The 20875-nt window shown below is 43.9% G+C and carries 24 protein-coding genes; 23 read left to right on the top strand and 1 reads right to left on the bottom strand.

What is annotated here, in order from left to right; all coding sequences use genetic code 11:
- Positions 1-28: 28 nt before the first annotated feature.
- The 7 genes from NSS75_RS12085 (at position 29) to ypjB (ending at position 4762) form a co-directional block, all read left to right on the top strand.
- A complete protein-coding gene (locus NSS75_RS12085; protein WP_003225551.1) occupies positions 29-568 on the top strand; it encodes a ReoY family proteolytic degradation factor in 540 nt (179 codons plus the stop codon).
- Positions 569-626: 58 nt separating this feature from the next.
- Positions 627-1073 carry a YpiF family protein gene (locus NSS75_RS12080; RefSeq protein ID WP_101860372.1) on the top strand — a complete coding sequence of 149 codons (447 nt, stop codon included), beginning with the start codon at positions 627-629 and terminating at the stop codon, positions 1071-1073.
- A gap of 142 nt (positions 1074-1215) precedes the next feature.
- Positions 1216-1719, top strand: a complete 504-nt coding sequence (locus tag NSS75_RS12075) for a ubiquinol-cytochrome c reductase iron-sulfur subunit (RefSeq protein ID WP_010334725.1) — start codon at positions 1216-1218, stop codon at positions 1717-1719.
- A 1-nt stretch (position 1720) separates the two neighbouring features.
- Complete coding sequence (gene qcrB / locus NSS75_RS12070; protein ID WP_003225560.1) at positions 1721-2395, top strand: menaquinol-cytochrome c reductase cytochrome b subunit; 675 nt, start codon at positions 1721-1723, stop codon at positions 2393-2395.
- 32 nt (positions 2396-2427) lie between these two features.
- Positions 2428-3195, top strand: coding sequence for a menaquinol-cytochrome c reductase cytochrome b/c subunit (locus NSS75_RS12065; protein WP_010334724.1), 768 nt, complete (start codon positions 2428-2430; stop codon positions 3193-3195).
- 110 nt (positions 3196-3305) lie between these two features.
- A complete protein-coding gene (locus tag NSS75_RS12060) occupies positions 3306-3899 on the top strand; it encodes a DUF1405 domain-containing protein (RefSeq protein WP_339233219.1) in 594 nt (197 codons plus the stop codon).
- Between the two features lie 68 nt (positions 3900-3967).
- Positions 3968-4762: a sporulation protein YpjB gene (gene ypjB, locus NSS75_RS12055; protein ID WP_101860373.1), complete on the top strand. Its 795-nt coding sequence runs from the start codon at positions 3968-3970 to the stop codon at positions 4760-4762.
- A gap of 43 nt (positions 4763-4805) precedes the next feature.
- On the opposite strand, the gene NSS75_RS12050 is transcribed toward ypjB, so the two are convergent.
- Complete coding sequence (locus tag NSS75_RS12050; protein WP_044155146.1) at positions 4806-5678, bottom strand: YitT family protein; 873 nt, start codon at positions 5676-5678, stop codon at positions 4806-4808.
- A 139-nt stretch (positions 5679-5817) separates the two neighbouring features.
- Here NSS75_RS12050 and NSS75_RS12045 point away from each other — a divergent pair, with 139 nt between their 5' ends.
- The 16 genes from NSS75_RS12045 to dnaD all read left to right on the top strand — a co-directional run bounded on the left by NSS75_RS12045 (position 5818) and on the right by dnaD (position 20875).
- Complete coding sequence (locus tag NSS75_RS12045) at positions 5818-6153, top strand: nucleotide pyrophosphohydrolase (protein ID WP_004398044.1); 336 nt, start codon at positions 5818-5820, stop codon at positions 6151-6153.
- An 11-nt stretch (positions 6154-6164) separates the two neighbouring features.
- Positions 6165-6968 carry a 4-hydroxy-tetrahydrodipicolinate reductase gene (gene dapB / locus NSS75_RS12040; RefSeq protein WP_101860374.1) on the top strand — a complete coding sequence of 268 codons (804 nt, stop codon included), beginning with the start codon at positions 6165-6167 and terminating at the stop codon, positions 6966-6968.
- A gap of 15 nt (positions 6969-6983) precedes the next feature.
- Positions 6984-7397: a methylglyoxal synthase gene (gene mgsA, locus NSS75_RS12035; RefSeq protein WP_326208374.1), complete on the top strand. Its 414-nt coding sequence runs from the start codon at positions 6984-6986 to the stop codon at positions 7395-7397.
- Positions 7390-8100, top strand: coding sequence for a bacillithiol biosynthesis deacetylase BshB1 (gene bshB1, locus NSS75_RS12030; protein WP_339233216.1), 711 nt, complete (start codon positions 7390-7392; stop codon positions 8098-8100). Before mgsA ends, bshB1 begins: the two co-directional genes overlap by 8 nt.
- A complete protein-coding gene (bshA, locus tag NSS75_RS12025) occupies positions 8097-9230 on the top strand; it encodes an N-acetyl-alpha-D-glucosaminyl L-malate synthase BshA (RefSeq protein ID WP_024121846.1) in 1134 nt (377 codons plus the stop codon). The genes bshB1 and bshA overlap by 4 nt, the downstream gene beginning before the upstream one ends.
- A 4-nt stretch (positions 9231-9234) precedes the next feature.
- On the top strand, positions 9235-10428 hold the full coding sequence (locus NSS75_RS12020; protein WP_213417700.1) for a CCA tRNA nucleotidyltransferase: 1194 nt from the start codon (positions 9235-9237) through the stop codon (positions 10426-10428).
- Positions 10413-11396, top strand: coding sequence for a bifunctional biotin--[acetyl-CoA-carboxylase] synthetase/biotin operon repressor (locus NSS75_RS12015; protein ID WP_024121844.1), 984 nt, complete (start codon positions 10413-10415; stop codon positions 11394-11396). Before NSS75_RS12020 ends, NSS75_RS12015 begins: the two co-directional genes overlap by 16 nt.
- 240 nt (positions 11397-11636) lie before the next feature.
- Positions 11637-12470 carry a 3-methyl-2-oxobutanoate hydroxymethyltransferase gene (panB, locus tag NSS75_RS12010; protein ID WP_339233212.1) on the top strand — a complete coding sequence of 278 codons (834 nt, stop codon included), beginning with the start codon at positions 11637-11639 and terminating at the stop codon, positions 12468-12470.
- A 1-nt stretch (position 12471) separates the two neighbouring features.
- On the top strand, positions 12472-13332 hold the full coding sequence (gene panC, locus NSS75_RS12005) for a pantoate--beta-alanine ligase (RefSeq protein ID WP_339233210.1): 861 nt from the start codon (positions 12472-12474) through the stop codon (positions 13330-13332).
- A gap of 2 nt (positions 13333-13334) precedes the next feature.
- Positions 13335-13718 (top strand): aspartate 1-decarboxylase, encoded by a 384-nt coding sequence (gene panD, locus NSS75_RS12000; RefSeq protein ID WP_044156733.1) that lies wholly within the window; start codon positions 13335-13337, stop codon positions 13716-13718.
- 125 nt (positions 13719-13843) lie between these two features.
- Positions 13844-16639: an ATP-dependent DNA helicase DinG gene (dinG, locus tag NSS75_RS11995; RefSeq protein WP_339233208.1), complete on the top strand. Its 2796-nt coding sequence runs from the start codon at positions 13844-13846 to the stop codon at positions 16637-16639.
- Positions 16640-16781: 142 nt separating this feature from the next.
- Positions 16782-16952 (top strand): YpmA family protein, encoded by a 171-nt coding sequence (locus tag NSS75_RS11990; protein ID WP_003225588.1) that lies wholly within the window; start codon positions 16782-16784, stop codon positions 16950-16952.
- Between the two features lie 8 nt (positions 16953-16960).
- On the top strand, positions 16961-17446 hold the full coding sequence (tseB, locus tag NSS75_RS11985; protein WP_024121839.1) for a cell wall elongation/penicillin-binding protein regulator TseB: 486 nt from the start codon (positions 16961-16963) through the stop codon (positions 17444-17446).
- Between the two features lie 22 nt (positions 17447-17468).
- A complete protein-coding gene (gene aspB / locus NSS75_RS11980; RefSeq protein ID WP_024121838.1) occupies positions 17469-18650 on the top strand; it encodes an aspartate transaminase AspB in 1182 nt (393 codons plus the stop codon).
- Between the two features lie 140 nt (positions 18651-18790).
- Complete coding sequence (gene asnS / locus NSS75_RS11975; RefSeq protein ID WP_095713169.1) at positions 18791-20083, top strand: asparagine--tRNA ligase; 1293 nt, start codon at positions 18791-18793, stop codon at positions 20081-20083.
- A 93-nt stretch (positions 20084-20176) separates the two neighbouring features.
- Positions 20177-20875: a DNA replication protein DnaD gene (gene dnaD, locus NSS75_RS11970; protein WP_095713168.1), complete on the top strand. Its 699-nt coding sequence runs from the start codon at positions 20177-20179 to the stop codon at positions 20873-20875.

Below are 20875 nucleotides of genomic sequence, written 5' to 3'. Positions count from 1 at the left end.
TTATACGAACGATAGAGGAGGGAATTACATGCAGACCCCTGTTTCTGTCAATGAGAAAAAGGATTTTATCCGTTGGTTTTTAAACCATTATCAGCTAAAGCGCAGAGAGTGCGTATGGATCTTGAACTATTTAATGAGCCACGATTCTTTAATGGAAAAGGTTCATTTTGTAGAGCAGGCAGAATTTTGCCCTAGAGGCATTATAATGTCAACACATTGTGTTGAAGAAGTTCCGTTTCGGTTTTATAAAGAGAATGTTATGACAACCGACGCGGAAAAATCTTTTCATGATATTAGATTAAATAAACAGCAGGATTTGTTTATCCAGCTTAATTTCCGTTCAGCCTACAGTTCTCCTGAGTATGCGGCGGTGCTGGAGTCCAACCCTCACATTCCGAAAGATCTGTTTGAAAACAAAAAAGATCAGGGGCTGGCTGAACAAATCCTGGAGCACGCCATTTCTACATTCCAAAGAGAAAAATTATTAAAAGACATTGACGATGCGCTTGATCGTCACGATAAAGAAGCATTTGAACAATTATCGCGCCAATTGAATCAGCTCACATAACATGACCAGCCTTGCAGTGTAATGCAAGGCTTGTTGTCGTAAAAAGGGGAGAACGATGATGAGGTGGAAAATGCCTGATGCTAAGGACTATTTACAATCTAAAGATTACATTGATACCGCTGTCATACCATTAATTAACATAAAAATGGGGAGCCAATTAAAAATAGCAGCTGAAAGAGGCGAATTTACGCAGCTTCTAGCTGATGAATTGGAAAGGCAGTTAAAAGGACGGGTATATTTATTGCCTGCTTATACATATGTTGATAGAAATGAAAATACCGTTCAAGGGCTGAAAGATTTACAGGAGGAGGTCAAATCAGATTTTCAGCATGTTGTACTGCTGACAGCTGATGATCATTGGAGTTGCGAAGAGTCATTGGGGAAGATGATTGTTGCGCCTTCTGTTCCGTTAGAGCACTTAAATGACTCCATAAAAAGAAAAATATTAGATGAACGAACAGCTGAAATTTTGAACGTTTTGTTACAGTTATGGAACGCCTCGTAAAAACACTTACATTTCCTTATAAACAATATTTTGGCTATATTGACCTTGCTGAGAGATTCATATATTATGAGGGTGTCTAGAGTTATGAAATATTTTCTATTTTAGTCAGTTTGCAGGGTTGACCTTGAGGGGGGGAGAAGAGATGGGCGGAAGACATGATATATCGAGACGTCAATTTTTAAATTATACGCTTACAGGCGTAGGGGGGTTTATGGCGGCTAGTATGCTCATGCCTATGGTTCGCTTTGCACTCGACCCGGTATTAAAATCGACAGGAAAGCAGGACATGGTTCAGGTTGTCAGCGTAGATGAGCTGACAAAAGAGCCGCAGCGCTTTGATTTCAAAATTAATCAAGTCGATGCCTGGTATGAGTCGGAAGAATCGAGATCAGCTTGGGTTTTCAAAAATGGGGATGAGATTGTAGCACTTTCACCAATTTGTAAGCATTTGGGGTGTACGGTGAACTGGAACAGCGATCCTAAAAATCCGAATAAATTTTTCTGTCCTTGCCACTACGGACTCTATGAAAAAGACGGCACCAATGTCCCGGGCACGCCGCCGCTTGCGCCTCTTGATCATTACGAGCAAGAAGTTAAAGACGGCTTCCTGTATCTTGGAAAAGCAAAGCCTAAGGGGGAAGGGTGACATGCTGAACAAAATTTATGACTGGGTAGATGAACGGCTTGATATTACACCGATGTGGAGGGATATTGCCGATCACGAAGTGCCGGAACATGTGAATCCCGCCCACCATTTCTCTGCGTTTGTGTACTGTTTTGGGGGACTGACGTTTTTTGTAACCGTTATCCAAGTGTTGTCTGGGATGTTTTTAACGATGTACTATGTGCCTGATATTAAAAATGCCTGGGAATCGGTATATTATTTGCAAAATGAAGTTGCATTCGGCCAGATTGTCAGGGGAATGCACCATTGGGGCGCCAGCTTGGTCATTGTGATGATGTTTTTACATACGCTGAGGGTCTTTTTCCAAGGGGCGTATAAAAAGCCGCGGGAACTGAACTGGATAGTCGGTGTGTTAATCTTTTTTGTCATGCTTGGGCTTGGGTTTACAGGCTACTTGCTACCTTGGGATATGAAGGCTCTGTTTGCCACAAAAGTCGGGCTGCAGATCGCTGAAGCCACTCCTTTGATCGGGACGCAAGTCAAAACACTCCTGGCAGGGCATCCGGATATTGTAGGCGCCCAAACGCTGACTAGGTTTTTTGCGATCCATGTATTCTTTCTTCCTGCCGCCTTGTTTGGATTGATGGCCGCACACTTTATTATGATCCGCAAGCAGGGGATTTCAGGACCGCTTTAAACTTGATCTGCGAATAAAAGGGAGGGGATGACATGCACCGGGGCAAAGGGATGAAATTTGTAGGAGACTCAAGGATACCGGCTGAGAAAAAGCCGAATATACCGAAGGATTACTCAGAGTATCCCGGTAAAACAGAAGCCTTCTGGCCAAATTTCCTATTGAAGGAATGGATGGTCGGAGCTGTCTTTCTGATCGGTTTTCTTGTTTTGACGATTGTACACCAGCCGCCTTTGGAGCGGATGGCGGACCCGACGGATACAGGTTATATTCCGCTGCCGGACTGGTATTTTCTTTTCTTATATCAGCTTTTGAAATATGAATACGCCGCTGGGAGCTTTACGGTGGTCGGCGCTATGATTATGCCGGGGATCGCCTTTGGCGCTCTGCTTTTGGCACCATTTCTCGACAGGGGAACGGAAAGAAGGCCTTGGAAGCGTCCCGTGGCTGTCGGGATGATGCTCTTGGCTATTTCCGCGGCTGTATTTTTGACCTGGCAGTCCGTAGCTACTCACGACTGGGCAAAGGCGGAGGAGCAGGGGAAAATCACAAAAGAAGCGGATATCGATACCAGTGCCGAAGGATATAAAATTTTTCAGGAGCAGGGCTGTATTTCATGTCACGGGGATAATCTTCAAGGCGGAGCGGCCGGGCCTTCATTGGTAGATACCGGACTGAAGCCGGAAGAAATCAAAAAGATCGCTGTTGAAGGAAAAGGCCAAATGCCGGCAGGCGTGTTCAAAGGAAATGATAAGCAGCTTGAAGAACTTGCGAAATTCATTTCCGAAACAACGGCAAAATAACGTATTGTGAATTGCGAAACGGAAGGATATACTTTTATTATCAAAAGCTGACCAGGCGTCAGCTTTTTTATATGGACACATTATTTTTACAGACTGAGAGTTGATTTGATGTGAAATGGTTTCAATATGTATTAGGACAGCGAAAGATGCTTATTCTTGTCTTAGCGATCAATTTTCTGGGAACGGTTTACGGATACTATTGGTACTTGCCTCAGCTTTTGGAGACGCCTGCCCGCTTCCTCATCTTTGTTCCGGACAGCCCGACAGCAACGTTTTTCTTCTTGTTTGTGCTGCTGGCCTTTCTCATGAAGCGGAATGCTCCGCTTTTTGAAGCGCTTGCGTTAGTGACGCTCGTGAAATATGGCTTGTGGGCGGTCGCCATGAATCTTCTCGTGCTGGCTGTAACGGGTGATTTGCCATGGGAAGGCTATATGCTGATTGCCTCGCATTTTGCAATGGCTGTCCAGGGGGTGCTGTACAGCCCGTATTTTCGATTTTCATTATGGCATCTTGTTATCGCTGCGGTCTGGACGCTTCATAATGATGTCATTGATTACCTGTTTGGGATGATGCCGCAATACTCCATGCTTTCTGAATATATGACTGACATAGGATACGGAACGTTTTGGCTGAGCATCTTTTCAATCGGACTTGCCTTCTATCTCGTCATTTCGAAAAAGCAAACAAAGCTTCAACTGACGTAAAGACAATCTTGGTCTATCCTTGTCCTTTCCTTCATATTCTGTAAGGAGAGAGAGTGGGAGGGACCTGCATGAAACGAAAGCTGACGATCTGTTTGTTGATTGCTCTTATTTTTTATAATGGGAATGCCAAGGCTGAAGAGCGGGGAAGCCTCAAGGAATTGAATGATTTATCCGATACGGTTTTTCAAATGACCCGCCAGTCGAAATATGAAGAGGCGCTGCAAGTCTTATCTTATTTTGAAAAAACATTAAAATCCGCTGAAAAACAGAAGCAAGACAGCATGTTAACTGGAGCCCAAATTCGCCAGATTACTTTGGGCTATAACGATATGGTACGGAGTTTAAAACAGGCTGATGCATCAGACACACAAAAGCTCAGAGCAGCCGCGCAGTTCAGAATGCTGATGGATGCTGTTGACAATCAGTCTGATCCCCTTTGGGGGTCACTGGAGAAGCCGATTATGGAGGTCTTTGCCGCACTTAAGCAGGATGTCCAAAAAAATGAAAGTACGAGCTTTCATGAAAAGTGGAACGAATTTATCAGCTTGTATGATTTGATTTATCCAAGTCTTACAATCGATATATCAGAAGATCAGCTTGATACAGTCGGAAAACATATTGAAGTGATTGAGCAAGAGGGGTTTCAGCAAATGACCGAGAGTACGAAGCTTGAACGGCTTTCCCTACTCCAGAACGATCTGAAGAGTGTATTTGACAGGGTGGAAGAGGATGATGCAGATCCGTCTTTGTTATGGGTGATGATCACTACAGGCGGTATCATCATTACTGCACTTACTTATGTCGGTTACAGAAAATACAGAGCGGAGAAAAAGAAACTAAAAAAGCGGGATTATCCAAAATGAGTAAGAGGGGCGGCGGCAGCCGCCTTTTGTTATCAAAAAAACATTAGCGCGGGAGCGGATTTTTATTTTCATCGAGTGTAAATCCTTCTCCAAGCACATCGTGGACATCGCTGACCGCGACAAAGGCATGAGGGTCAATGGAGTTAATCACACTTTTCAGCATGACCAGTTCGTTTTTGGGCACTACACAATACAGCACGTCTAGATCCTCTTTCGTGTAGGATCCCTGTCCTTTCAAAATGGTAACGCCCCGTTCCATTTCCTCAAGAATTTTCTTCTGAATCTGGTCGTTTTTCGCAGAGATGATTGTTGCACCTTTAGCTGCGTATCCGCCTTCCTGAATAAAATCAATCAGTCTTGCCGCCACAAAAACGGCAACCAATGTGTACATGGCTTCTTTGTAAGAGAGATAGGTAAGCAATGATAAAATGATCACGCAAGCATCGAAAGCAAACATCGTTCGGCCCATTGGTATCCCAAAATACTTATTGACCAAACGGGCAATGATATCAACCCCGCCCGTCGTACCGCCGAACTTAAAAATAATGCCTAAGCCGGCTCCAATGAATACGCCGGCAAATAAAGCGGCAAGCGCAAGATCATGCTGAAGGGGCATATGTATTTCATATCGCTGAAAAATGCTGAGGAATAAAGACAGTGCTACAGTACCGACTAGGGTGTATACAAACATTGTCTTGCCCAGCAAACGCCAGCCGATAAAAAAGATCGGGATATTCAAAACCAGGTTTGAAATAGAAGGACTAATATGGAAAAGGGCATAAAGCAATAGCGTAATTCCTGTGAATCCACCCTCTGCCAGATTGTTTTGCATATTGAAATGAACCAGGCCAAATGAAAAAATTGCTGCACCGATTAAAATAAAAAATATGTTTTTTAATCTAATTTCTCCAAGCATCACACAAAACCCCTTTTCCTTCCATTAGATAGCGTTTATATTATAGTGGATGCAAAAGAAAACAGCAAACGTGCTTAAACATTTGTCAAACGTATCCGAATTAGCTAACATGTAAGAGGATGATAGGAGGTTTCGTGCAGTGAGTGATAAAACAATGAAAGATATACAGGCTGAGGTGGACCGCTACATCGGCCAATTTAAAGAAGGGTATTTCAGCCCACTTGCCATGATGGCAAGATTAACCGAAGAACTGGGCGAGCTTGCAAGGGAAGTCAATCATCGTTATGGAGAAAAACCAAAAAAAGCGACTGAAGATGATAAAAGCATGGAAGAGGAAATGGGCGATGTGCTGTTTGTATTGGTTTGTTTAGCCAACTCACTTGATATTTCATTAGAGGAAGCCCACGACCGAGTCATGCATAAATTTAATACAAGAGATAAAGACCGCTGGACTAGAAAAGAAGAAGGAAAGTAGAGGAGATCAAGATGTCAAACGAAACAATTAAAGTAGTCATTGCAGGACCGCGGGGAAGAATGGGGCAAGAAGCTGTTAAATTGGCGGAAAAAACACCTCATTTTGACCTAGTTGGAGCAGTTGACCATACATACGATCAGCACAAATTATCTGATGTGATGTCTGTTGAGTCTGATGCTCTTATTTACACAGATATCCATGCCTGCTTTACTGAAACAAAACCAGATGTATTGATTGATTTAACTACACCCGAAATCGGGAAAGTACATACAAAAGTTGCATTAGAACACGGTGTCCGCCCTGTAGTGGGTACGACCGGTTTCTCTGAAGCTGATTTGAAAGAACTTACATCTCTGACAGAAGAAAAAGCGATCGGGGCTATCATCGCTCCAAATTTTGCATTGGGTGCGGTACTCATGATGAAATTCTCAAAAATGGCTGCCAATTACTTCGATGATGTTGAGATTATTGAGCTTCACCATGATCAGAAGCTTGACGCGCCAAGCGGAACGGCTCTCAAAACCGCTGAAATGATTTCCGAGGTTCGAAAAGAAAAACAGCAAGGACATCCAGATGAAAAAGAAATTCTCCCAGGAGCAAGAGGTGCGGAGCTAAACGGAATCCGTCTGCACAGTGTTCGTCTTCCAGGGTTGATCGCCCATCAGGAAGTGATGTTCGGCATGGACGGCCAAACGCTGCAGATCCGTCACGATTCTTATAACCGTGCTTCCTTCATGTCCGGTGTAAAACTGTCTGTAGAACAAGTCATGAAGATTGATCAGCTTGTCTACGGATTGGAAAATATCATTGATTAGACAGGGGGATAAATGATGAAAATTGCTTTGATCGCGCATGACAAGAAGAAACAGGATATGATCCAATTTACAACCGCTTATCAGGAGATTTTGAGTCATCATGATCTATATGCAACGGGAACAACGGGATTGAAAATTCAAGAGGCGACCGGCCTTCAAATTCAGCGTTTTCAATCCGGCCCTTTAGGCGGAGACCAGCAAATCGGCGCATTAATTGCCGCTAACGCACTTGACCTAGTTATCTTTTTGCGCGACCCGCTGACCGCACAGCCGCATGAACCGGATGTCTCGGCATTAATCCGTTTATGTGATGTTTATTCGATTCCGCTTGCCACCAATATGGGAACTGCAGAAATACTTGTTCGCACACTTGATGAAGGCGTTTTTGAATTCCGCAATCTTTTTCGGGGAGAAGAGCCTCATGTATAATGCTGACGTTCTTGCTTTTGGCGCCCATAGTGATGATGTCGAGATCGGTATGGGCGGCACAATAGCAAAGCTTGTCAAACAGGGAAAAAAAGCTGTGATATGCGATTTGACTGAAGCGGAGTTGTCTTCAAACGGAACAGTCAGTTTGCGAAAAGAAGAAGCGGCCGAAGCAGCCCGTATATTAGGTGTGGACAAAAGAATTCAGCTGACGCTCCCTGACCGCGGGCTGATGATGAGTGATGAGGCGATTCGGGCGATTGTCACAGTCATTAGAACCTGCCGGCCGAAAGTGGTGTTTATGCCATATAAAAAGGATCGTCATCCGGATCACGGCAATGCTGCCGCACTGGTAGAAGAAGCGATCTTTTCAGCAGGAATCCATAAATATAAAGATGAAAACAGCCTGCCTGCGCATAAAGTAAGTAAGGTCTACTATTATATGATAAATGGTTTTCATCAGCCTGATTTTGTTATTGATATCTCGGATACAATAGAGGATAAAAAGAAAAGCCTCAATGCCTACAAAAGCCAGTTTGTACCGTCACAGAATTCTGTTTCAACACCATTGACGAACGGTTATATCGAGATCATTGAAGCAAGAGAAAAGCTGTACGGCAAAGAAGCGGGTGTAGGGTACGCCGAGGGCTTCTTTTCCAATCGGATGCTGATGCTGGACCATGATGTGCTTGGGGGCGAACAATGAAAAAGTTAAAGATAGGCATTACATGCTATCCGAGCGTCGGCGGCTCAGGTATCATTGCGACAGAACTCGGGAAACAGCTTGCTGAAAAGGGTCATGAAATCCATTTTATAACATCGAGCATCCCGTTTAGATTAAATACATACCATCCTAATATTCACTTTCATGAAGTTGAAGTTAACCAATATGCCGTTTTTAAATATCCGCCGTATGATTTAACATTGGCAAGCAAAATCGCTGAGGTTGCAGAACGGGAGAATTTAGACATCATCCACGCTCACTACGCTCTGCCGCATGCGGTTTGCGCTTATCTCGCAAAGCAGATGCTGAAACGGAATATCGGCATCGTAACAACTTTGCATGGAACGGATATTACAGTATTAGGCTACGATCCATCCTTAAAAGATCTTATCCGTTTTGCGATAGAGGCTTCAGATAGGGTGACAGCGGTCTCATCAGCCCTTGCTGCTGAAACGTACGATTTAATTAAGCCGGAGAAAAAAATAGAAACGATTTATAATTTCATAGATGAACGTGTATATCTTAAGAAAAACACAGCGGCCATTAAAGAGAAACATGGCATACTGCCGGATGAAAAAGTCGTGATCCATGTGTCCAACTTCAGGAAGGTCAAACGTGTGCAGGATGTCATCCAGGTGTTTCGCAATATAGCCGGCAAAACAAAAGCAAAACTGCTCTTAGTCGGAGACGGTCCTGAGAAATCAGTGGCCTGTGAGCTTGTCAGAAAATATGGGCTGGAAAAACAAGTGCTGATGCTTGGAAATCAAGACCGTGTCGAGGAACTTTACTCAATCAGTGATTTGAAGCTGCTGCTGTCTGAAAAAGAAAGTTTCGGCCTTGTCCTGCTTGAAGCGATGGCATGCGGAGTGCCTTGCATCGGAACGAATATTGGCGGTATCCCTGAAGTGATAAAAAACAATGTGAGCGGGTTTTTGGTGGATGTCGGCGATGTCGAAGCCGCTTCAGCCAAAGCGGTTCGCATTTTAGAAGACGAACAGCTGAGCAAGCGGTTTACCGAAGCGGCCATGGAAATGCTCAATAATGAATTTTCGTCACAAAAGATTGTCAGCCAGTATGAACAGATATATGCCGATTTAGCAGAACCGGAGTGATGACATGGAACAAGTTTTTATTAAAGCACTTCCCGTGCTCCGCACATTAATTGAAGCAGGTCACCAAGCTTACTTTGTCGGAGGCGCAGTTCGTGACAGCTATATGAAACGAACAATTGGAGATGTCGATATTGCGACAGATGCGGCACCGGACCAAGTAGAACGGCTTTTTAAGCGGACAGTTGATGTCGGCAAAGAGCACGGGACCATTATCGTGCTCTGGGAAGATGATACCTATGAAGTCACTACATTCCGGACTGAATCAGATTATGAAGATTACAGAAGACCGTCAGAAGTGCACTTTATCACCTCATTAGAAGAGGATTTGAAACGCAGGGATTTGACGATTAATGCGATGGCCATGACAGCTGACGGTCAAGTTCTTGATTATTTTGGCGGCAAGAAAGACATTGATCAGCAGCTGATTCGAACGGTTGGAAAACCGGAGGACCGCTTTCAGGAGGATGCGCTTCGCATGCTGAGAGCGGTGCGATTTATGAGCCAGCTCGGATTTACGCTTTCGAAAGAAACAGAAGAAGCGATCATAAAAGAGAAAACACTTTTGTCTCATGTGTCAGTCGAACGGAAAACAATAGAGTTTGAGAAGCTTTTACTGGGAAAAGCGTCCCAAGAGGCCATTCAAATGCTTGTACATACGGGGCTTTATGAAGAACTGCCCGGTTTTTATCACAAACGAGAGAACCTGCTGACGGCGAGCGAGTTTCCGTTTTCTCTTCTCGCTTCTCGTGAGGAGCTTTGGGCAGCGCTTTTAATTGATCTTCAGATAGACTTGAAAGAAGCGATGCTTTTCCTTAAAGCCTGGAAGCTCCCTGGAAAAGTGATGAAGGAAGCCGCTCACATTGCCGATACGTTTGGCCAGAGCCTTGACGCTATGTCCATGTACAAGGCTGGTGAAAAAGCGCTTTTATCCGCGGTCAAAATATCAATGCTCCGGCAAACCAAGAAGCTGAACGGTGAGAGACTGAAGGAAGTCAGAGAAGCTTATCAAAGCCTGCCCATCAAAAGTTTGAAGGATCTTGCCATCACGGGGCGGGATTTACTTGCACTGCGAAACCAGCCCGCTGGAAAATGGGTGTCTGAAGAATTACAGCGGATAGAGCAGGCTGTTGTAACGGGAAAGCTCTCCAATCAGAAGGAACACATAGAGGAGTGGCTGAAGACATGCGATCAACCTTAAGAAACGATCTTATTGAATTATTTTCTCAGGCCGGAAGCGAGTTTATTTCCGGCCAAAAAATCAGTGATGCTCTCGGATGCTCGAGAACAGCTGTATGGAAGCATATTGAGGAGCTTCGCAAAGAAGGCTATGAAGTGGAAGCTGTCAGAAGAAAAGGGTATCGGCTTATCAAAAAGCCTGGAAAACTCAGTGAAAGTGAGATACGGTTTGGGCTGAAAACAGAAGTGATGGGCCAGCATCTTTTTTATCATGACGTCCTTTCATCCACTCAAAAAAAGGCTCATGAGCTTGCTAATGATAACGCGCCCGAGGGTACTCTCGTTGTCGCGGATAAACAAACAGCCGGCAGAGGGCGTATGTCAAGGGTGTGGCATTCTCAAGAAGGAACAGGCATCTGGATGAGCCTGATTTTGCGTCCAGACATTCCGCTTCAAAAAACACCTCAGCTTACACTTCTTGCTGCGGTAGCTGTTGTGCAAGGAATAGAGGAGGCAACAGGTCTCCAAACGGATATTAAATGGCCTAATGACATATTAATTCACGGAAAAAAAGCAGTCGGCATCTTAACTGAAATGCAGGCGGAAGAAGACCGCGTCCGTTCAGTCATTATTGGAACAGGCATAAACGTTAATCAAGAGGCCGATGATTTTCCAGAGGAGCTAAAGGAAACCGCAACGAGCCTCAGTCTGGCAGCCGGTGAAAAAATAGATCGGGCCAGCGTCATGCAGCATATTTTGCTTTCTTTTGAAAAACGGTACCGCGATTATTTAGCGCATGGTTTCACACCGATTAAACTTCTGTGGGAAAGCTATGCGCTTGGAATCGGCAGTGAATTAAGAGCAAGAACGCTAAACGGAACATTTTACGGGAAAGCTTTAGGAATAGACGAAGAGGGTGTTCTTCTTTTAGAAACAAAGGAAGGCATAAAAAAAATCTATTCGGCAGATATCGAAATGGGTTCATTGTAGTTGGTACAAGCCTGTTGATTTTGATATACTTCCATTGGGCAGTATCGCCTGCGAACTGCACCTATTCATAAAAAACAGATAGACATTGCAGCAGTCTGCCTTGATCCAAAAAGGACTGGGACAGAGGGATGAAACTCGCCGAACTTTAGAAAGTGAAGAATCCTTCTCGTGTAGCGGAAGGTTTTTTGGCTTGAATAAGAAACGGCAGCTCATCTCCTCTAAAAATGAGGAGGAGAAAAAGTGAAAACAAAACTTGATTTCTTAAAAATGAAAGAAAATGAAGAACCGATTGTCATGCTGACGGCTTACGATTATCCGGCAGCCAAGCTTGCTGAACAAGCGGGAGTCGATATGATTTTAGTCGGTGATTCACTAGGAATGGTCGTGCTAGGCCTTGATTCAACTGTCGGCGTGACAGTTGCGGATATGATCCATCATACGAAAGCGGTCAAAAGAGGTGCGCCAAATACATTTATCGTAACCGACATGCCGTTTATGTCCTACCACTTGTCTAAAGAGGATACGCTGAAAAATGCCGCAGCTATCGTTCAGGAAAGCGGAGCCGACGCGCTGAAGCTGGAAGGCGGTGAAGGGGTGTTTGAATCCATCCGCGCCTTGACGCTCGGTGGCATTCCTGTTGTCAGTCATTTAGGGCTGACACCGCAATCAGTCGGTGTATTAGGCGGATATAAAGTACAGGGCAAAGATGAACAAAGCGCTAAGAAATTAATAGAAGACAGTATAAAATGTGAGGAAGCGGGAGCCATGATGCTTGTGCTTGAATGTGTGCCTGCAGAACTCACGGCAAAAATCGCAGAAACATTATCCATTCCTGTCATTGGAATCGGAGCTGGTGTAAAAGCGGACGGACAGGTTCTTGTTTATCACGATGTTATCGGCCATGGTGTTGTTAGAACACCTAAATTTGTGAAACAATATACGCAAATTGACGGCACTATAGAAACAGCAATCAGTGGATATGTCCATGATGTAAGACGTCGTGCTTTCCCTGAACAAAAGCATTCCTTTCAGATGAATCAGTCAGTCCTGGAAGGCTTGTACGGAGGAAAATAAGATGAAGCAGATTACAGATATCTCACAGCTGAAAGAAATCATTACACAATATCAGTCAGAAGGCAAAACAATCGGATTCGTTCCGACGATGGGATTTCTTCATGAAGGGCATTTAACCTTGGCAGACAAAGCCAGACAAGAAAATGACGCCGTCGTGATGAGTATTTTTGTGAATCCGACGCAATTCGGTCCCGGGGAGGATTTTGAAGCGTATCCGCGCGATCTTGAACGTGATGCCGCTCTTGCGGAAAATGCCGGCGTTGATATTCTTTTCACTCCTGATGCCCGTGACATGTATCCCGGTGAAAAAAATATAACGATACATGTTGAGAGACGTACAGAGGTTTTATGCGGGCGTTCAAGAGAAGGACACTTTGACGGAGTTGCCATTGTGCTGACGAAGCTGTTCAATCTTGTTAAACCGACACGCGCTTATTTTGGTTTAAAGGATGCGCAGCAGGTGGCAGTTGTTGATGGTTTAATCAGTGATTTCTTCATGGATATTGAACTGGTTGCTGTAGATACGGTCAGAGAGGAAGACGGGTTAGCCAAAAGCTCCCGGAATGTGTATTTAACGGCTGAGGAAAGAAGAGAAGCGCCTAAGCTTTACCAGGCCCTTCAGACGAGTGCCGAGCTGATCAGAGCAGGTGAGAGAAATCCTGAAACGGTCATCAATGCTGCAAAAGACATCATTGAAACGACAAGCGGCAGAATTGATTATGTTGAGCTATTTTCTTATCCGGAACTTGAGCCTGTGAACAAGCTCGAAGGAAAGATTATTCTGGCTGTAGCAGTTGCATTTTCAAAAGCGCGTTTAATAGACAATATCATTATTGATATTCGAGAAATGGAGAGAATATAATGATGTATCGCACGATGATGAGTGGAAAGCTTCATAGGGCAACTGTTACAGAAGCAAATCTTAACTATGTGGGCAGCATTACAATTGATGAAGATCTTATTGATGCGGTAGGAATGCTTCCTAATGAAAAAGTGCAAATTGTGAATAATAACAATGGAGCACGCCTGGAAACGTACATTATTCCCGGTCAGCGCGGAAGCGGAGTCATCTGTTTAAACGGAGCTGCCGCACGCCTTGTACAGGAAGGCGATAAGGTTATTATTATTTCCTACAAAATGATGTCTGATCAAGAAGCGGCAAACCATCAGCCGAAAGTTGCCGTTTTGAATGACCAAAACAAAATTGAACAAATGCTTGGACAAGAACCTGCCAGCACCATTTTGTAGATATACCGCCCCCTTTATCGGGGGTTTTCGTTTAAGATTTTCAGCGTAAAACGGTTTTGCCGCTCCATTTCCGTACAAAACGTGTTACACTTTTGTCGTATGCAAGAATTGAGGTGTCCATTTTAATGAAAAAGCAACGGTTCGTTGTTATAGATGTAGAAACAACAGGGAATTCGCCAAAAAAGGGCGATAAAATCATTCAAATTGCAGCGGTTGTAATTGAAAATGGACAAATTACTGAGCGGTTTTCAAAATATATTAATCCAAATAAATCCATTCCGGTTTTTATTGAACAGCTTACGGGAATCACGAATCAAATGGTAGAAAATCAGCCGCCGTTTAAAGCAGTGGCTGAAGAAGTGTTTCATTTGCTTGACGGCGCTTACTTTGTCGCCCACAATATCCATTTTGACCTCGGGTTTGTGAAGCATGAGTTACATAAAGCGGGTTTCCAGCTCCCAGATTGTGAAGTGCTGGATACTGTTGAGCTCTCCCGTATCGCATTTCCGGGATTTGAGGGATATAAGCTGACTGAATTAAGCGAAGAGCTTCAGCTGCGGCATGATCAGCCGCATCGAGCTGACAGCGACGCTGAAGTCACAGGACTTATTTTTTTGGAAATTCTTGAAAAGCTAAGGCGGCTTCCTTACCCGACATTAAAGCAGTTAAGAAGGCTGTCACAGCATTTTATCAGTGATCTGACGCATTTGTTAGATATGTTCATTTATGAAAACAGACATACAGATATGCCAGGCTTTACGCGTTTTTCATCTTTTTCTGTCAGAGAACCTGAACCTTTGATTGAACGTCTCAAAGAAGATGAAGAATTTCTATTTGAGATAGAAAATTGGGCAGCAGGAAATGAAAAAGCGCTCTCTGAGTTCATGCCCCAGTACGAAAAAAGAGAAGGCCAAATGCTGATGATGAAAGAAGTGGCTGAGGCCTTTGCCAATCGTGAACACGCGCTGATTGAAGCTGCTCCGGGAATCGGAAAAACGATCGGCTACCTGATTCCGGCTGCGCTTTTTGCTAAAAAGTCAAAAAAGCCGGTCGTCATCAGCACGTATTCAACCCTTCTTCAGCAGCAGATTTTGACGAAGGATTTGCCGATCATCAAAGATATGTTCCCTTTTTCGGTGACTGCGGCTATTTTAAAAGGGCAAACGCATTATCTGTGCCTTTATAAGTTTGAGCAGGTGCTTCATGAGGAAGACGATAACTATGATGCCGTTTTGACAAAAGCCCAGCTTCTTGTTTGGCTGACAGAGACAAACACGGGAGATGTAGCAGAACTGAATTTGCCGTCAGGCGGAAAACTGCTGTGGGACAGATTGGCATATGATGATCATTCTTATAAACGAAAACAGAGGGATCAAGTGATTGGTTTTTATGAACGGGCCAAACAAAGTGCGATGCGGTCTGACCTGGTGATTACGAATCATTCTCTTCTGCTTACCGATGAGGCAAGCCGGAAAAAAAGACTCCCGGATAGCGGGACTTTTGTCATTGATGAAGCACACCATTTTGAACGTGCCGCAAGCGAACATTTAGGAAAAAGAGCAACTTACATAGAACTGCATACAAAATTGAGCAGAATCGGAACGCTGAAAGAGCAGGGGCTTCTGAAAAAAATGAGACAGCTTTTTCAGCGCCACAGCCTGCCGGTGGATTCATTTTTCGAAGTGGAGGAGTGGATTCAGCATATTCAGGCGGAAAGTGATGCTTTTTTCAGCTCTGTGCATTCTTTTGTCAAACGAAGAAAACCTAAAGAAGACTTAAACCGTCTTGTCTTTAACGTGAACAAAAAAAGTCACGATAAAGGATGGCCTATTTTAACAGATGGAGCGGAAAGGCTTTGTTCTATGCTGGCGCATTTGCAGCAGCTTTTTGAGACCCAGACGGCTCTGATGGAAGAACATCTGACGGTTATGAAAAGCAAAAATGCTTTTTTGGCCGATGAATATAATAGAAGCATGAATGATTTGGGGGAGTACTGCCAGACTCTAAATCAGCTGTTCTTTGGCTCAGATGACAATGAAGCGGTTTGGATTGAGATAGATGCTAAAGGTGCGAAGAATGCAGTAGCTATATATGCGCAGCCGCTGGAACCGGGCGAGCTTCTTGCTGATCAGTTTTTTGCCCGGAAAAACAGTGTCGTTCTTACATCTGCAACCCTAACGATAGAAAATTCGTTTCAATTTATCATTGAGCGTTTGGGGTTAAGCGACTTTTTCCCCCGCACAATGAGGATCGCGTCTCCTTTTTCTTATGATGAGCGGATGCAGGTAATGATTCCAAAAGAAATAAAATCGATCCAAGATACGGGGCAGACTGAATTTATACAGGATACCGCACGTTATATCGAACTGATGGCAAAAGAAAAACAGCCGAAAATCCTTGTGCTGTTTACGTCTCATGACATGCTGAAAAAAGTGCATCAGGAACTCAAGCTCGCCATGAGTGTTTCAGGCATTCAGCTTTTGGCTCAAGGCATAACCGGCGGCAGTCCCGGAAAACTGATGAAAACGTTCAAAACAGCCAATCAGGCCATTTTGCTTGGAACGAATCATTTTTGGGAAGGCGTTGATTTCCCTGGTGATGAGCTGACGACAGTGATCATCGTGAGACTTCCTTTCCGGGCTCCGGATCATCCGCTGCACGCTGCAAAATGTGAGTTGGCGAGGAAAAAAGGGCGCAATCCGTTTCAAACGGTCTCACTGCCGGAAGCGGTGCTGACGTTCAGACAAGGAATTGGGCGCTTGCTCCGGACAGCCGGAGACAAAGGAACGATTGTCATATTAGACAGACGGGTCAAAACCGCTGGTTACGGGCGCCTGTTTCTTGACGCTCTGCCGACGTCCGCAATATCTGAAGTGACTGACAGTGAGATTGAAGCTTATGTTGCCGGAAAAAGTGAATAAAAGCCGCATAAAGCGGCTTTCCGGTGTGGGAGTAGGACGTGTTTTATTTGTAAAAGCGGTTTTTCCGCTCTGTGGTACTAGTATGGCGCGTCCTGAAAAGGAGTATGACTAACAATATTTGTTCAATTTGGAGGATGAAAAAATGGAAAGCAAAATCGAAATTCTTTCAACAATTAATGTAGAGCATTCGGATGACCTTTATAAAATTGTAGACACGCTGAATCGGACACTGAAAAGAGATAATCTGATGTTCGGTCTTGCGCTTGATGAAGAAAACAAAAACCAAGCCGTTTTTACTATTTATCGTACGTAGGTGAGAAGATGAGAAAAAAAGCATTAATATTTACCGCCATATTTGGTATTATTTTTTTAGCAGTACTTCTTGTCTCGGCAAACATTTATAAATCAGCCATGGCACAAAAGGAAAAGGGGCACGAAGCAGCAGCTGCTGAAGCGAAAAAAGAAACCGACCTCACCAGCGTTGATCAAGTCGAAACATTTGTCGGAAAAGAAAAGTATTATATCGTAAAGGGAACCGACAAAAAAGGCATCAAATTATATGTATGGGTTCCTGAAGATAAAAAAGCAAAAATTCTCTCAAAAGAAGCAAAAGAGGGAATCACCGAGGACAAAGCGGCGAAAATCATACAAGATGAAGGGCTGGTTTCAAAGCAAAAAGAGGTTCACCTGGCAAGAGAAGGGAACGTCCTGCTTTGGGAAGTAACGTACTTAGACAAAGAAGGACAATACAGTTTAAGTTATGTGGACTTTACAACTGGAAAGATTCTCAAAAATATCACGCCTTAAGACGAATTAGGGGGAGTTCAAGTTGAAACTGGCAAAAAGAGTATCCGCATTAACACCGTCTACCACACTGGCCATTACAGCGAAAGCGAAAGAACTGAAAGCGGCAGGCCATGATGTCATCGGCCTTGGAGCGGGCGAACCCGACTTCAATACACCGCAGCACATTATTGATGCAGCTGTACGCTCAATGAACGAAGGACATACGAAATATACGCCTTCAGGCGGTTTGGCTGAATTAAAGAACAGCATTGCAGAGAAATTTAAACGTGACCAGAATATTGAATACAAACCGTCTCAATTGATTGTCTGTACTGGTGCCAAACATGCACTGTATACCCTTTTCCAAGTGATTTTGGATGAAGGAGATGAAGTGATTATCCCAACGCCGTACTGGGTAAGCTATCCGGAACAGGTGAAACTCGCTGGCGGTCAGCCTGTTTATGTGGAAGGGCTTGAGGAAAATCACTTTAAAATTTCTCCTGAGCAGCTGAAAAAAGCGATTACAGAAAAAACAAAAGCAATCGTTATTAATTCACCAAGCAATCCGACTGGCGTTATGTATACGGAAGAAGAGCTGGCCGCGCTTGGCGAAGTATGCCTTGATCATGACATCCTGATAGTATCTGACGAAATTTATGAAAAACTTACATACGGCGGAAAAAAACACGTTTCCATCGCACAGCTGTCTGACCGTTTGAAAGAGCAAACGATCGTCATCAACGGCGTATCAAAATCACACAGCATGACAGGCTGGAGAATCGGTTATGCGGCTGGAGCAGAAGAGATCATCAAAGCGATGACAAACCTTGCAAGCCACAGCACGTCAAATCCGACATCTATTGCACAATACGGAGCGATTGCCGCATACAACGGACCTTCTGAGCCAATGGAGGAGATGAGAAAAGCATTTGAGCATAGATTAAACACGATTTATGATCAGCTCGTTGAAATCCCGGGCTTCAGCTGCGTGAAGCCGGAAGGTGCTTTTTACTTATTTCCGAATGCAAAAAAAGCAGCTCAAACTTGCGGTTTCAAAGATGTAGATGAATTTGTCAAGGCGCTTCTTGAAGAAGAAAAAGTCGCGATTGTTCCAGGTTCCGGATTCGGCTCTCCTGATAATGTCCGGTTGTCCTACGCGACATCATTAGACCTTCTAGAAAAAGCGGTGGAACGAATCAAACGTTTTGTAGAAAAACATAGCTAACGGATCAGAAAGCGGCTGACAAAAAGCCGCTTTTTATCTGCATTGACCCGGTCAGTTAAGACCGGGTATAATAAAGTGATGATAAAAGAGTTCGCGGGGCAAAAGCTTCCGAATGTCTTCTTGTTTTGGAGGGAAATATTTTGAAAACAACAATCAACCAAGTGTACAAGCACGTAGGTGAGGAAGTAACGATCGGAGCTTGGATCGCTAATAAGCGTTCAAGCGGGAAAATCGCGTTTTTACAGCTGAGAGACGGTACAGGTTTTATTCAAGGTGTCGTTGTAAAAGCGGAGGTTGAAGAAAGCATTTTCCAAACGGCTAAATCTGTGACGCAGGAAACGTCACTCTATATAAAAGGGATTGTCAAAGAGGACGAGCGTTCTCCGCTTGGTTATGAATTAGCTGTGACAGATATTGAAGTCATTCACGAAGCGACTGATTATCCAATTACGCCAAAGGAACACGGTACGGAATTTTTGATGGATCACAGACACTTATGGCTTCGTTCAAAGCGCCAGCATGCGATCATGAAAATCCGCAATGAAATCATTCGCGCGACTTACGAATTCTTTAATAACGAAGGCTTCGTAAAAGTAGATCCGCCGATTTTGACTGGAAGTGCGCCTGAAGGAACAACTGAGCTCTTTGCGACAAAATACTTCGATGAAGATGCTTACCTTTCTCAAAGCGGACAGCTGTACATGGAAGCTGCGGCAATGGCATTAGGAAAAGTATTCTCCTTCGGACCGACGTTCAGAGCAGAAAAGTCTAAAACAAAACGTCACTTAATCGAATTCTGGATGATCGAACCGGAAATGGCGTTTGTAGAATTTGAGGAAAACCTTCAGGTACAGGAAAATTACGTTTCTTTCATCGTGCAATCAGTTCTTAAGAACTGCAAAATTGAATTAAACACACTAGGAAGAGACACGTCAAAACTTGAGCAAATCAAAGCGCCGTTCCCAAGAATTACGTATGACGAAGCGGTTGATTTTCTGAAAGAAAAAGGCTTTGACGATATCGAGTGGGGAGACGATTTTGGAGCGCCTCATGAAACAGCGATTGCCGAGCACTATGACAAGCCGGTTTTCATCACTCGCTATCCGACGTCCTTAAAGCCGTTCTATATGCAGCCGGCATCTGACCGCGAAGATGTAGTGCTTTGCGCAGATCTGATCGCGCCTGAAGGCTACGGAGAAATCATCGGCGGTTCTGAACGGATTCACGATATGGAACTTTTGGAAGCGCGCCTTAAAGAACATGGACTGGATTCTGACGCATATAAATGGTATGCTGAACTTAGAAAATATGGATCAGTTCCACATGCCGGATTCGGCCTTGGATTAGAGCGTACAGTAGCTTGGATCAGCGGAGCGCCTCACGTACGTGAAACAATTCCGTTCCCAAGACTGTTGAACCGTCTGTATCCGTAATACATTTAAATGAAACAAAAAAAGAGTCTCCTGCAAGGGAGACTTTTTACAGTAAAGGGGAAAACACTATCCTTTACAGTAAGAGGTGTAACGATGAAAAAACAGCAATTTATTGATATGCAGGAGATGGGGATGTCGACGATCCCCAATCTTCTGCTGACCCATTATAAACAGCTTGGACTTAATGAAACAGAACTGATTCTGCTGTTGAAAATCAAAATGCATTTAGAAAAGGGATCTTATTTTCCTACACCGCATGAACTGCAGGAAGGCATGACGATTTCTGTTGAAGAATGCACAAACAGATTGCGTATGTTTATCCAAAAGGGTTTTCTGTTTATTGAGGAAGGCGAAGACCAAAACGGCATCAAGTTTGAGAAATATTCACTCCAGCCTTTATGGGGCAAGCTCTATGAGTATATAGAGCTTGCACAGAATCAAACACAAGAAAGAAAAGCAGAAGGGGAACAAAGAAGCCTTTATACGATTTTTGAAGAAGAGTTTGCAAGACCGTTATCTCCTTTGGAGTGTGAAACGCTGGCCATTTGGCAGGATCAGGATCAGCATGATGCACAGCTGATTAAACACGCTTTAAAAGAGGCTGTATTATCAGGAAAACTCAGCTTCCGCTACATTGACCGGATTTTGTTTGAATGGAAGAAAAACGGGCTGAAAACAGTGGAACAGGCCAAAATCCACAGCCAAAAATTCCGGCGTGTTCAAACAAAACAGAATGAACCGCAAAAAGAGTATAAGAGGCAGGTTCCTTTTTACAATTGGCTTGAACAATAA

The sequence above is a fragment of the Bacillus sp. FSL K6-1012 genome, assembly GCF_037964915.1.
Classification (GTDB): Bacteria; Bacillota; Bacilli; order Bacillales; family Bacillaceae; genus Bacillus; species Bacillus halotolerans.
Note: the sequence above shows the minus strand (reverse complement) of the source record. Positions and strands in the feature narration are given on the sequence as shown.